The organism is Mariniphaga anaerophila, from assembly GCF_900129025.1.
GTDB lineage: Bacteria > Bacteroidota > Bacteroidia > Bacteroidales > Prolixibacteraceae > Mariniphaga > Mariniphaga anaerophila.
The window spans coordinates 370,236-383,439 of record NZ_FQUM01000006.1 but is presented as its reverse complement, the minus strand read 5'-3'; the positions used below and the strand labels follow the sequence as shown (position 1 = coordinate 383,439).

Here is a 13,204-nt window from a genome sequence, read left to right as displayed (position 1 = left end):
GTTATCCTTAACAGCTGGAAAAGAAGGGGGTTTCTCCTTCTTTTTTATTTTCAGAAACAAAAAATGGCCGTTATGTCATTGCGTAACGGCCATTTTTTATGCGGTTAATTTTTTAGATTTCAAACGAATCCACTTCGCGGTAGGCTTTTATAAATGCAAGTTCGCCTTCTTTTCCCGATTTGCTTTTTCCGTGTTCGCAACACAAAACGCCGTCGTAACCTTTGTTGTAAATATGTTGAAACACATTTTTATAGTTTATTTCGCCCGTGGTAGGCTCTTTTCTTCCGGGGTTGTCACCAATGTGAAATGCCCCAATTTCGCTCCATGAACTGTCGATGTTCGGAATGATATTTCCTTCGGTAATTTGCTGGTGGTACATGTCGTCTACAATTTTGCACGACGGGCTGTTCACTGCGCGGCAAATAGCATAAGCCTGCGGCATTCCGGTAAGGAACAATCCGGGGTGGTTCCATCGGTTTAGAGGTTCCAGAACAATAACCATCCCCTCTTTTTCGGCCATTTCGCTCAGTTCTCTCAACGAGTCAATTACATTGGCCGTTTGGTAACCCCATTCCAGTTTTTGATTGTACCTGCCCGGAACCATCAATGCATATTTGGCACCGGTGCGTTTATAGGTTTCAATACCTTGTTGAAGTTTTTCCTTCAGCATTTTTCTGGACTCATCGTTGAAAAGCACCATCGATTCTGCGCTAAAATCGGCATACAAAACAAATGGCCCGATATCCATTCCCTGGCGCGCAAGTTCGCCTGCAATTTTCTCCTGCAATTCAGTCGGTTTGTTCATCAGCCCGTTGTCGAATATGGCCCGAAATCCCTGGTCTGCAATAAACCTGATGTTGTCAATCGGGTCTTTCCCGGCAAGCTCGGGAAACATGCCCAGGTGCGGTGCGTATTTCAATTTAAATTTGGCGGTATTCGATACAGTTGATTCAGAAGCTGAAGCTCCCATAAAACTTCCTAATCCTGCCATTGCAATTCCGCTGGCTGCTGCATTTTTTATGAAATTTCTTCTTTCCATGGTTACCCGATTTAATTGTAATTTTAGATGAATGGGCTAAAATAACGAATTGTTTCCTAATTCTGTTTTCTGCCGGCTTTCAAAAAGTGGCTTTTTTGTGCTTTTTGAGCAAGTGGCTTTTTGTTTTCGGTTTCCCCCGTCAGTTTTGCTTCCTTTCAAAAGAGTTGCTAATTTTATAGGCAAAATTTCTAAATCAAAATAAACACTTTAATTATGAATAGAAAACTCAGAATGGGTATGGTTGGCGGAGGAACTGATGCTTTTATCGGAGCAATCCATCGTCTTGCCGCATTTATGGATAACCAGATAGAGCTGGTTTGCGGTTGTTTCAGTGTGAATCCTGAAATCTCAAAATCCTCGGGAAAATTGTATTATCTGCCTGAAAACAGGGTGTATGAATCTTACCAGGAGATGTTCGAAAAAGAGGCAAGGCTTCCTGAAGGAGAACGCATGGATTTTGTTTCGATAGTAACGCCCAATTTTGTGCATTTTGCCCCCGCTGTGATGGCGCTTGAAAATGGGTTTGATGTGGTGATTGACAAGCCGATGACTTTTACCCTGGACGAGGCAATAAAACTGAAAGAAAAGCTAGAAGAAACAGGTCGCACCCTGGCGCTTACTCATACTTATTCGGGTTACCCTGCGGTTAAACACGCAAAACAAATGGTTGCCAACGGGGAGCTGGGGGAAATTCGAAAGGTTTTTGTTGAATATCCTCAGGGTTGGCTTTCTGCAAAAGTGGAAGATCAGGGCAATGCTCAGGCTTCGTGGCGCACAGACCCGAAACGTTCGGGAAAAGCAGGCTGCATGGGCGATATTGGAACGCACGCTCATCATTTGGCTGAATATATTACCGGATTAAAAGTGACCGAGTTATGTGCCGAGCTGAATGTTTTTGTTCCTAACCGTTTGCTCGATGACGACGGTGCTGCTCTTCTGCGTTTCGAAAACGGGGCTAAAGGTGTTTTAATGGCAACACAGATTGCTGCCGGAGAAGAAAATGCTTTAAAAATTAGAGTTTACGGCGAAAAAGGCGGGCTGGAATGGTTTCAGCATGAACCGAATTCGCTCATTTTGAAGTGGCTGGACAAACCCATGCAGGTTCTGCGCGTAGGAACCAGTATGAACAGTGCAATTGCAGTACACAATACCCGTACTCCAGGCGGCCATCCCGAAGGATACCTGGAAGCTTTTGCTAATATTTACCGGAATTTTGCAATGACTGTAATGGCCAAAAAAGATGGCGTTGAACCTACCTCAGAAATGCTCGATTTTCCAGGAGTGGACGACGGAATTAGGGGTATGCAGTTTATTGATACCGTTGTGAAAGCCGGTTATGACGACACAATGAAATGGGTGAAATTTGCTGAGTAAGCTCAGAAATCTGTTTTGCCCGGTAATTTAGAATATGCAGTTTTTTGCTGTGTATTCAAATAAGATGCATTTCAAAAACGTTAATTAGAAAAAATAGTAAGATGTCAAGACCTGTAACATTATTTAGCGGACAATGGGCTGATTTACCCATCGAAAAAATGTGCCAGAAAGCCAAATCGTTTGGCTACGACGGACTTGAACTTTGTACCTGGGGCAATCATATGGAAATTGATAAAGCAGACCAGGCCTATTGCGACGAAAGAAAAGCCCTTCTAAAAAAATATGAACTCGACCTTTATGCCATATCTACGCATCTGGTGGGGCAGTGTGTTTCTGACCCTATTGATGAACGCCACCAAGGGATTCTTCCCGATTATATTTGGGGCGACGGCGATCCCGAAGGGGTTCGGCAAAGAGCGGCAGAAGAGGTAATAAAAACGGCAAAAGCAGCAAAAATGCTGGGGCTCGATACGGTAATTGGTTTTACCGGTAGTCCGGTGTGGCATTTGTTGTATTCTTTCCCGCCCATCCCAAAAGGAATGATTGAAAAAGGCTACGAAGAATTTGCCAAACGCTGGATTCCGATTCTGGATGAGTTTCAGAAATTGGGGGTTAAGTTTGCGTTGGAAGCGCATCCTACCGAAATAGCTTTCGATATTCATTCTGCCCATCTGGCTTTGAAAGCATTGGATAACCACCCGGCTTTTGGATTCAATTTCGATCCCAGCCATTTTGGGTATCAACACGTGGACTATATTCGGTTTATTTACGAATTTGCCGATCGTATTTTCCATGTTCACATGAAAGATGCGTATTGGAGCGATGTTCCAATGGGAATTGGTGTTTTTGGTGGCCATTCCGAATTTGGCGATAACCGCCGTTATTGGAACTTCCGTAGCCTGGGGCGCGGAAAAGTGAATTTTGAAAACATCATTCGCGCACTAAATGACATTGGCTACAACGGGCCACTTTCGGTAGAATGGGAAGACAGCGGAATGAACCGCGAAGCCGGAGCTACCGAAGCTTGTCATTTTGTGAAACATGTTGATTTTGAACCTTCGGATGTGGCGTTTGACGATGCAATGCAAAAGAAAAAATAGAATAAAAACCAACGCCGGGAAGTGATTTTAGCCTCCCGGCAGCCAACTGTCAACCTAATAATTTATTTTAAAAAATGTCAAACAGAAGAAGTTTTATTAAGAACTCTGCCCTTGCCGCTGCAGGGGTTGGAATTACCGCCTCAATGCCCATGGCAATGAACTCGTGCATAGGGGCAAACGAAAAATTGGTGTGCGGACTGATTGGTGCCAAAGGCATGGGATTTTCCGATTTAAAGGCATTTCTTGGCCAGCGCAACACCGAGTGTGCTGCCATTTGCGATGTTGACGAAAATATCCTGAACCAACGTATTGCTGACACCGAAAAAATTCAGGGATTCAAACCAAAAGGGTTTAAAGATTTTAGAAAGTTGCTGGAAGAACCCGGTATTGATGTAATTATAATTGGCACGCCTGACCACTGGCACTGCATTCCGTTTGTGAATGCTGCGCAGGAAGGAAAGTATATTTACTGCGAAAAACCGTTGGGTAATTACATCGAAGAGCTGAATGTTATGGAACGGGCTGCCCGGCGCTACGGGAATGTAGTTCAGGTAGGGCAATGGCAGCGGAGCGACAAGCACTGGCAGGATGCCACAGAATTTGTGCATTCGGGCAAGTTGGGTAAAATTCGTACCGTTAGAACCTGGTCGTACCAGGGCTGGATGAAGTCAATTCCTGCTCAGCCCGATGGCGCTGTTCCGGCTGGTGTTGATTATGACTTTTGGCTGGGGCCCGCCAGAGAACGCCCGTTTAATCCCAATCGGTTTCATTTTAACTTTCGCTGGTTTTGGGATTACGCAGGTGGATTGATGACCGACTGGGGAGTTCATATTATTGATTACGGACTTTTTGGAATGAACGCAAAAGCGCCAAAATCGGTTATGGCAATGGGAGGTAAATTTGCTTATCCCGACGATGCCTGCGAAACGCCGGATACCATGCAGGCGTTGTACGAATTTGACGGCTACACTATGTTGTGGGATCACGGTTTAGGTAGCGATGCCGGGTATTACGGGCGCTCACACGGCGTAGGTTTTGTTGGTGAAAACGGAACGCTGGTGGTCGACCGCGGTGGATGGGAAGTAATTCCTGAAGGCGGAAAAAATCCAAAAATGGAGCGTGTGGAATTGAAAAAAGGCGACGGACAAGGCCTGAATAACCATATGAAAAATTTTATCGATTGCATAAAGGACACCGACAAAGTTACCAATGCAAATGTTGAAATTGCAGCCAACACGGCACGGGTTTGTCATCTTGGAAATATTGCACTGAAAACCGGACGCCGGTTGTATTGGGATGCTGATAACAGTAAATTCATCAACGATGATGATGCCAATAGTTATCTGGTTCCTGAATACCGTGCCCCCTGGGAATTGCCTAAAGTTTAGCCAAATATAAATACAGCCGTACCGTTGCGTTTTGTAATGGTATGGCTTTTTTTTTATCAATCCATCGTCCGCTTTTCGGGGTTTGCTTTTCGGTTAATTTTTTCTGAAAGTGGTTTGTATTCTTTTTTGTCGGTAAATCGTATAGTTTCCGAATAATGCTATCGCGGGCATTTTTCTTAAATTTGCTGTTCAATATACAAGGATATGACAGAAAACAGCCCGAAAAAACTTTTCTTACTCGATGCTTATGCGTTGATTTACCGTAGCTATTACGCATTTATTCGTAATCCGCGTTTTAATTCCAAAGGTGTAAATACATCAGCAATGCTGGGGTTTGTAAACACGCTGGTTCAGTTGCTCGAAAGTGAAACCCCCCAGTATATTGGAGTGGTATTCGATGTTTCAGCTCCTACTTTCAGGCACGAAATTTTTAAGGAGTACAAAGCCAACCGTGAAGCAATGCCCGAAGATTTGAGGAAATCCATTCCTTACATCCGCAGAATTATTGAAGCATTCAATATTCCCATAATCGAAAAAGAAGGTTTTGAAGCCGACGATGTGATCGGAACTTTGGCGCAAAAGGCAAAGAACTCGGGCTTTGATACGTTTATGATGACCCCTGATAAAGATTACGCCCAGTTGGTGGAAAACAACGTTAAAATGTACAAACCTGCCAAGCAGGGAGCCGCTGCTGAAATTTGGGGACCGGACGAGGTGAAAAAGAATTTTGGAATTGAAAACACGGCACAGGTAATCGATATTTTGGGATTGATGGGCGACAGCGCCGATAATATTCCGGGCTGCCCTGGAATTGGCCCTAAAACTGCAGAAAAACTTATTGGAGAGTTTGGCAGTATCGACGGGATTTACCAGAACATTGATAAGTTGAAAGGCAAGCAAAAGTCAAACCTTGTTGAATTTGAAGAGCAGGTTCGCCTTTCACGCAAGCTGGCAACAATAATTCAGGATGTGCCTATTGATTTTGATGAAAAAGCACTCGCCCGCGAGGAAGTTAACAAAGAAGCTCTGAAAGCATTGTTTGAAGATTTGGAGTTTCGTACGCTGGCCGAACGCCTGAATCTGGAAGAAGGGAAAAGCGAAAAGGCGGTGCAGCAGACTTTGTTTGGTGACGTGGAGACAGTTCAGCCGGCAGCTACGCAAATGGAAACCATCGAAACAATTCCGCATCAGTACTACCTTGTGGAAAATGAAATGCAGCGAGCCAGCCTGCGCGCCGAGCTTTCTGTTGCCGATGCTTTTTGTTTCGATACTGAGACTACCGGGTTAGATACACATTCTGCCGAAATTGTGTGCATGTCGTTTGCGTTTCGGAAACACGAAGCGTATTGCGTGTTGGTGCCGTCAAAAAAGGAAGAGGCCCAAAAAGTGATTAGCGAGTTCCGCGAAGTTTTTGCAGATGAAAATATTTTGAAAATAGGGCAGAATTTGAAGTACGACCTGTTGATGCTCGGGAATTACGGTATTGAAATAAAGGGTAAAATGTTTGATACCATGTTGGCGCACTACCTGATTCAGCCCGAACAAAAGCACAATCTCGATTATCTTTGTGAAATTTATCTGAATTACGAAAAAGTACATACCGAGAGCCTTATTGGTAAAAAAGGGAAGAATCAGTTGAACATGCGTTCGGTGCCCAAAGAAAAGCTGCGTGATTATGCTTGTGAAGATGCCGACCTGACTTTCTGGTTAAAAGACGCCATCGATCCGGAGCTGGATAAGTACGAAATGCGCCAGCTGTTCGATGAGATTGAAATGCCTTTGGTGCCGGTGCTGGTGCACATGGAGCAGGCGGGCGTAAAACTCGATGTTGCGGCTTTGAAAGAATATGCTGTTGATTTGCGCGAACAAATTATTCAGGTTGAAAAGGAAATTTTTGAGCTTGCAGGAGAAGAGTTTAATGTTTCGTCGCCCAAGCAATTGGGGCCCATTTTATTTGAGAAACTGAAGATTTCTTCGAGCGGAAGCGCCAAAAAGACCAAAACCAAGCAGTATTCCACTTCGGAAGAAGTGCTGGTGAAACTGGCTGACAAACATCCCATCGTTAATAAAATTCTGGATTTCCGCGGGTTAAAAAAACTGTTGTCAACATATGTGGAAGCGCTGCCTGAACTGGTGAACCCGAAAACAGGTAAAGTTCACACGTCGTATAATCAGGCAATTACGGCAACCGGGCGCCTCAGCTCTGTTAATCCTAATTTGCAGAATATTCCTATTCGCGACGAAAACGGCAGGGAAATCAGGCGGGCATTTATTCCTTCAGATGAAGATCATGTTTTCCTGTCGGCTGACTATTCGCAGATTGAGCTACGCATTATGGCGGCCCTCAGTAAAGATGAGGAAATGCTAAATGCTTTCAAGGAAGGAAAAGATATTCATGCGATTACGGCTTCAAAAATTTACAAGGTGCCCGAAAACGAGGTTACTTCTGATATGCGGCGCAAAGCTAAAACAGCCAACTTCGGAATTATTTACGGAATTTCTGCATTTGGTTTATCGCAGCGCCTGAATATTCCCAGAACAGAGGCCAAAGAATTGATTGACGGGTATTTTGAGAACTTCCCGAAAATAAAAGGATTTATGGATCAGCAGATAGATTTAGCGGGAAAGAATGGATATGTGCAAACAATTAAGGGGCGCAGGCGTTATTTAAATGATATTAATTCAGCCAATGCAATAGTGCGCGGAATGGCAGAGAGAAACGCCATTAACGCACCAATTCAGGGGTCGGCAGCAGATATAATTAAAGTAGCAATGATTAACATTTATCGACGGTTCAAAATAGAAAAACTCAAATCAAAAATGGTTCTTCAGGTGCATGACGAACTAAACTTTGATGTTTTTAAAAATGAACTGGAGAAAGTGAAGGAAATTGTGAAATATGAAATGGAACATGCCTTAGAACTTGGCGTTCCGTTAACTGTAGAAATGAATGCCGCCGGAAACTGGCTAGATGCTCATTAGTTGTATGCAAAAAATTACTGAAATAGAAACCGAGGAAGAATACCGAAACGCGCTGAACAGGTTCATCCAATTGTGCGAACTGCAGAAAACCGATGAAGACCTGCAAGAATTGATCCTGCTTACCGATTTAATGGAAAAATACGAGCGGGCCAATTGTGGGGGCAGTTAAGCGTAAGTCGATTTTTCGGGTTTCTTTTGCCTGTTGGTGTGGCTGTTTCAGTTGTTTTGGGCGGAACAAATCCTATTATTCGATATTTATTTTGAAATCTCCAGCATCCGTTCAATCGGTATGCGGGCTTTTTCAATAACGTCGGCAGGTAAAGTTATTTCCGGCTGTTCGTATTTCATGCAAATGTACAGCTTTTGCAGGTTGTTCATTTTCATGTACGAGCAGTCGTTGCAGGCACAGGTTGAATCTGCAGACGGAGCCGGGATAAAGATTTTATCGGGACAGTCCTTTTTCATTTGGTGTAAAATCCCGCTTTCAGTTGCTACAATGAATTTTTGAGCAGGGCTGCTTTTTGCATAATTCAATAACGAAGTGGTAGAACCAATATGCTTTGCCAGTAACAGAACCGGTTTTTCACACTCAGGATGTGCAATGAATTCGGCTTCGGGGTACTGATCCATCAATGCAATAATTTTTTCTACCGAGTATTGTTCGTGTACCATGCAGGCGCCGTCCCACAAAACCATGTTTCGGCCGGTAATGCTGTTTATGTAGTTCCCCAGGTTTTTGTCAGGGGCAAAAATCAGCTTTTCATTTTTCGGAAAACTATCCACAATTTTTTTAGCATTGGCAGAGGTGCAAACAATGTCAGACATCGTTTTGAGCGCGGCTGTGGCGTTTACGTACGTAATAACTTTGTGTTCGGGATATTTGGCTTTGAACTCGGCAAATGCCTCGGCCGGTGCTGATTCTGCAAGGGAGCAACTTGCTTTCAGGTCGGGAAGAATGACTTTTTTTGTGGGGTTGATAATTTTTGCAGTTTCTGCCATAAAGTGAACACCGACAAAAACAATCATTTCAGCGTCGGTTTTGGCTGCTGCCTGCGCCAGTCCCAGGCTGTCACCCACATAATCGGCAATGTCCTGCAATTCGCCTTCCACATAAAAGTGGCTCAGTATTACAGCATTTTTTTCCTTCCTTAGGCGGTTGATTTCTTCTACCAGTTTCAGATTCGGGTCTATCGCTTCTTCGATAAAACCTTTTTCTGTCAACATCCCGTCAATTTGTACCTGTTCCATCTCCAAAATAGTTTCTGAATGTCTCCTTTAAAAAGCGGCGGTAAAAATAGAAATTCATTTGCAAAATAACCTCTTTTTGTCTGAATTGTTTCTGTTTTACCCGGCTTCATTAAATAAAACAGAGCAGAATATGATATTTGTCCGGGTATTTTTTGACAGATAGTCATATACTAGCGGACTGAAAGATTTGTTTTTCACAAAAACTGTTGATATTTCAGAAGCACACTGATAAAAGTTTGAAATAGAATTGTTTATAGAATTAATTGATGTTGGTAATTGTTGATACTATCGTGTTGGTTATTAGGGAGTAACCGCCTAAAATATTGTATTTTTATACTGTGGTTATTGTGATGTCGACACAAAAGCAAAAATTAATTTTTGGAATTAGCAAAAATCTATTCATAATTTAATCTAAAATTCAACATTGATTAATAATAATCTAAACATACAAATAGATATAAAACTAATTTTGTACCAATTTTTAAAAACTATTCAAAATGAAAATGAAGTTATTTCGATTCACTTTAACACTCACTTTTTTGTTGTTTTTAGGGAATGCTGTTTACTCTCAGGTAACCACCTCAGGAATGAACGGTTTTGTTTCCAGCGACCAAGGAGAGATGTTGCCCGGAGCCACAGTGGTTGCGGTGCATGAACCATCTGGGACTCAGTATGGTACAATTACCAATACTGAAGGTAAATTCAACCTTCAGGGTATGCGACCGGGTGGTCCGTACAAAGTTGAAATTTCGTTTATAGGATATGCGAAAAAGACCTACACAGATGTTAGGTTGTATTTAGGTGAAACATTTGTGCTGGATGCTACTTTGGCGGAAAGTACGGTTGATGTTGGTGAAATTTTGGTGGTAGGACGAAAAGCTTCTGCTTTTCAAACCGATAAAACCGGTGCAACAACCAACATTTCAAATGAGCAGATGACTGCTATGCCAACCATCAACAGAAGTATTTCTGACATTGCACGGATTTCGCCCTACGCCAACGGGATGAGTTTTGCCGGAGGCGATGGCCGTTCCACAAACTTTACCGTGGATGGTGCAAACTTTAACAACAACTTCGGATTGAGCTCAAGGCTGCCCGGTGGAGGAAACCCAATTTCGTTGGATGCCATTGAAGAAGTTCAGGTAGTAGTTGCTCCGTTTGATGTGCGCCAGACTAACTTTATTGGTGGAGGTATTAATGCAATTACCAAATCGGGAACCAACAAATTTAAAGGTTCGGCCTACACTTATTTTACCAATCAGAACATGAGGGGTAACAGTATTGGTGATCAGGATTTTGGCGAACGCGATAAAGAATCAAGGACAACATACGGTGCTACCCTGGGTGGCCCTATCATTAAAAACAAATTGTTCTTTTTTGTTAACGGCGAATACGAAGTGCGCCCCGGGCAGGTTGTAACCTGGAGACCGTCTGAAGATGGCGTTATGGATGAAAAGAAAATGCTTTCGCGTGCAAGTGTTTCCGATATGGAAAGAGTAAGAAAACACTTAATCGATAATTACGGATATGATCCCGGATCATACGACAGCTATCCGGCTGACGAAAGCAACCGCAAACTTTTGGCCCGCATCGACTGGAATATTAACGACGCAAACAAGTTAAGCCTGCGTTACAACTACACCAAAAACCAGGCATGGAACGGCACAAATGGTAATTCAACCGATGCAGGTTTCCGTAACAGAGCGATGAATCGTATTTCGCAATATTCCATGGCTTTCTCTAACTCCATTTATTCCATGGACAATATTGTAAATTCATTCTCTTTGGATTTAAACAGCCGTATTTCCGACAAGGTTTCAAACCAGTTTTTGACCACATATTCTAAAATAAAAGATATGCGCGGTTCTGAATCTTCTCCGTTTCCGTTTATTGATATTATGGCGGGAGTAAGAGAAGATGCAAGTCAGATTCTTGAACCTTACATTTCGGCTGGTTACGAACTGTTTACCTGGAATAACGGGGTAAACAATAATACGTTTACTGTAATTGACAACATGACTTTCTACCTGAGTAGCCACAAGATTACTGCAGGTGCAAGTTTCGAATACCAAATGGCCAACAACTCTTATATGCGAAACGGAACAGGATACTATCGTTATGCAAGTATCGATGATTTTCTGAACCAGGCAGCGCCAAGAGACTTTGCTCTTACTTATGGTTACGACGGGGAAAAGAACCCGGCAGCTGAAGTTGCTTTTAACCAGATTGGAGTTTATGCCCAGGATGAATGGAACATCACTCCTGCGTTTAAATTATCATATGGTATTCGGGCCGATTACCTGAAATATCAAGATAATATCATCCGGAACAATGCTATTTACGAACTGGACTTTGGCGGTAAAAAAATTGATACCGGCGAATGGCCAACTGCAAAAGTTCAGCTTTCACCCAGAGTTGGTTTTACATGGGATGCAAAGGGTGACCAGACGCTGAAACTCCGTGGAGGTACAGGTATTTTTGCCGGAAGGCTTCCGTTGGTATTCTTCACTAATATGCCTACTAACTCAGGAATGGTGCAGGGTAGTTACGCTGCAGTTACTAAATACGATTCACAGGGCAACGTAGTTGTCAATCCCCAGGGAGCCGATGCAGCTGTTTTAGCAGGCTTGGCCGGTCCGATGATAACTGACGTTAATGAAATGATTGAAAGGCTTAATCTGCCTAACACCATTTCTCCGGAACAAGGTGTTTTGCCACGTGATATTAATGCAATTGACCCTGATTTTAAAATGCCTCAGGTGTGGAAGAGCTCGTTGGCTTTAGACTACGAAGTGCCAGTTTCATTCCCGATGACAGTTACCGTTGAAGGTATTTACACCAAAAACATCAACGGAGTAATGCTGAAAAATTACGACCTGAAAGAACCTGATAATACATGGCAGCGTTTTAATGGCCCGGATGACAGGTATATTTATCCTTCCGGTATTAGCTACAACTCGAAAAATGCTTACGTGTTGACAAACAACAGCGAGGGCTGGGGTGCAATTGGTAACATTACAGTTACTGCCGAGCCTGTTGAAGATTTGAACCTGATGGCTGCTTACACCATCACCGAGTCTAAAGAAATTTCTGGCATGCCCGGAAGTAATGCAGCATCTGCATACAACGGTCTTATTCAGGTTAACGGACCGCACTTGCCGGCAGTTCAGCGTTCGCAATATGTTGTGCCGAGCAAAGCAATTGCTTCTGTTTCGTACAGAATTCCTTGGGCAAACAAAATGAAATCTTCTACAATTGTTAATTTGTTCTATTCCGGATATTCTGCCGGCGGTTACAGTTTTACTTACGCGAACGACATGAATGACGACGGATATGCAACAGACCTGATTTACATTCCGAAAGAAAAAGGTGAAGTTAAGTTTGTTAGCGCTGAAGACGAAGACGCTTTCTTTAAGTTTGTAGAACAGGATAAATACCTGAAAAACCACAAAGGCGAATATGCTGAAGCATATGCTGCACGGGCTCCCTGGGTTCATCAATTCGACCTGCGCCTTTCTCGTGAATACTATTTTAAAGTTGGTGGTACAACCAATACTTTGCAGTTTAGCCTCGACTTCCTGAACTTCGGAAACCTGTTGAACAGCAAATGGGGTGTCGAAAAAGACATGTATTCGGCTAACAACGGACAGATTTTGAAGTTCGAAGATGTTGACGCCAATAATGTGCCCAGCTTCTCAATGGTTAAAAAAGATGATGGCAGCTATTTGTCAGAAACATATTCTACCTACTACAACTACAACCAGTGCTGGCAACTGCAGGTAGGTATTCGTTATTTCTTCTGATTTCTTTGAAATCGTAGTTTTAAAAAGAAAGGCTGTCCGGTTAAAAAGGGCAGCCTTTTTTTTATCTTGTCCTGTAGTCGCTTTGCATAAAAACAGGGATTTATTTGCTTTGATGCCGGATTTATGCCAGTATTCTTTTATATAAATATTGGGGTAGCCGGTTATCTTTTTTATTTTTGAAAAGCAATATACAGATGAAGGGACTATGCAACTATGCTTCACAAACAAGCACAATTGGAATCATGGAAGTTTCATCGAAATGAGCTTGCG

Annotated in this window: 8 protein-coding genes; 6 read left to right on the top strand and 2 right to left on the bottom strand. The window is 42.9% G+C overall.

The window, feature by feature from the left end; translation table 11 throughout:
* Window positions 1–112 precede the first annotated feature (112 nt).
* On the bottom strand, window positions 113–1,039 hold the full coding sequence (locus BUB08_RS14415; RefSeq protein ID WP_073002579.1) for a hydroxypyruvate isomerase family protein: 927 nt from the start codon (window positions 1,037–1,039) through the stop codon (window positions 113–115).
* A 213-nt stretch (window positions 1,040–1,252) separates the two neighbouring features.
* On the opposite strand from BUB08_RS14415, the gene BUB08_RS14410 reads away from it, so the two are divergent.
* The 5 genes from BUB08_RS14410 (at window position 1,253) to BUB08_RS20375 (ending at window position 8,052) form a co-directional block, all read left to right on the top strand.
* Window positions 1,253–2,413 (top strand): Gfo/Idh/MocA family protein, encoded by a 1,161-nt coding sequence (locus BUB08_RS14410; protein ID WP_073002578.1) that lies wholly within the window; start codon window positions 1,253–1,255, stop codon window positions 2,411–2,413.
* A gap of 101 nt (window positions 2,414–2,514) precedes the next feature.
* The gene (locus BUB08_RS14405) at window positions 2,515–3,513 is read left to right on the top strand and encodes a sugar phosphate isomerase/epimerase family protein (RefSeq protein ID WP_073002577.1); all 999 of its coding nucleotides are present in this window, start codon (window positions 2,515–2,517) and stop codon (window positions 3,511–3,513) included.
* A 74-nt stretch (window positions 3,514–3,587) separates the two neighbouring features.
* Window positions 3,588–4,901, top strand: coding sequence for a Gfo/Idh/MocA family protein (locus BUB08_RS14400; RefSeq protein WP_073002576.1), 1,314 nt, complete (start codon window positions 3,588–3,590; stop codon window positions 4,899–4,901).
* 204 nt (window positions 4,902–5,105) lie between these two features.
* Window positions 5,106–7,883 carry a DNA polymerase I gene (gene polA, locus BUB08_RS14390; protein ID WP_073002574.1) on the top strand — a complete coding sequence of 926 codons (2,778 nt, stop codon included), beginning with the start codon at window positions 5,106–5,108 and terminating at the stop codon, window positions 7,881–7,883.
* A gap of 4 nt (window positions 7,884–7,887) precedes the next feature.
* Entirely contained in the window at window positions 7,888–8,052 is a 165-nt protein-coding gene (locus BUB08_RS20375) for a hypothetical protein (protein WP_175550014.1), read from the top strand.
* A gap of 86 nt (window positions 8,053–8,138) precedes the next feature.
* On the opposite strand, the gene nadA is transcribed toward BUB08_RS20375, so the two are convergent.
* Window positions 8,139–9,131: a quinolinate synthase NadA gene (nadA, locus tag BUB08_RS14385; protein WP_175550013.1), complete on the bottom strand. Its 993-nt coding sequence runs from the start codon at window positions 9,129–9,131 to the stop codon at window positions 8,139–8,141.
* 497 nt (window positions 9,132–9,628) lie between these two features.
* Between nadA and BUB08_RS14375 the strand changes: the two genes are divergently transcribed.
* Window positions 9,629–12,934: a TonB-dependent receptor gene (locus BUB08_RS14375; RefSeq protein ID WP_139249725.1), complete on the top strand. Its 3,306-nt coding sequence runs from the start codon at window positions 9,629–9,631 to the stop codon at window positions 12,932–12,934.
* Window positions 12,935–13,204 lie beyond the last annotated feature (270 nt).

Bases quoted from the DNA above. Each gene is read 5' to 3' on its own strand.
- BUB08_RS14415 (WP_073002579.1), bottom strand. From the start codon at position 1,039: ATGGAAAGAAGAAATTTCATAAAAAATGCAGCAGCCAGCGGAATTGCA.
- BUB08_RS14410 (WP_073002578.1), top strand. From the start codon at position 1,253: ATGAATAGAAAACTCAGAATGGGTATGGTTGGCGGAGGAACTGATGCT.
- BUB08_RS14405 (WP_073002577.1), top strand. From the start codon at position 2,515: ATGTCAAGACCTGTAACATTATTTAGCGGACAATGGGCTGATTTACCC.
- BUB08_RS14400 (WP_073002576.1), top strand. From the start codon at position 3,588: ATGTCAAACAGAAGAAGTTTTATTAAGAACTCTGCCCTTGCCGCTGCA.
- polA (WP_073002574.1), top strand. From the start codon at position 5,106: ATGACAGAAAACAGCCCGAAAAAACTTTTCTTACTCGATGCTTATGCG.
- BUB08_RS20375 (WP_175550014.1), top strand. From the start codon at position 7,888: ATGCAAAAAATTACTGAAATAGAAACCGAGGAAGAATACCGAAACGCG.
- nadA (WP_175550013.1), bottom strand. From the start codon at position 9,131: ATGGAACAGGTACAAATTGACGGGATGTTGACAGAAAAAGGTTTTATC.
- BUB08_RS14375 (WP_139249725.1), top strand. From the start codon at position 9,629: ATGAAAATGAAGTTATTTCGATTCACTTTAACACTCACTTTTTTGTTG.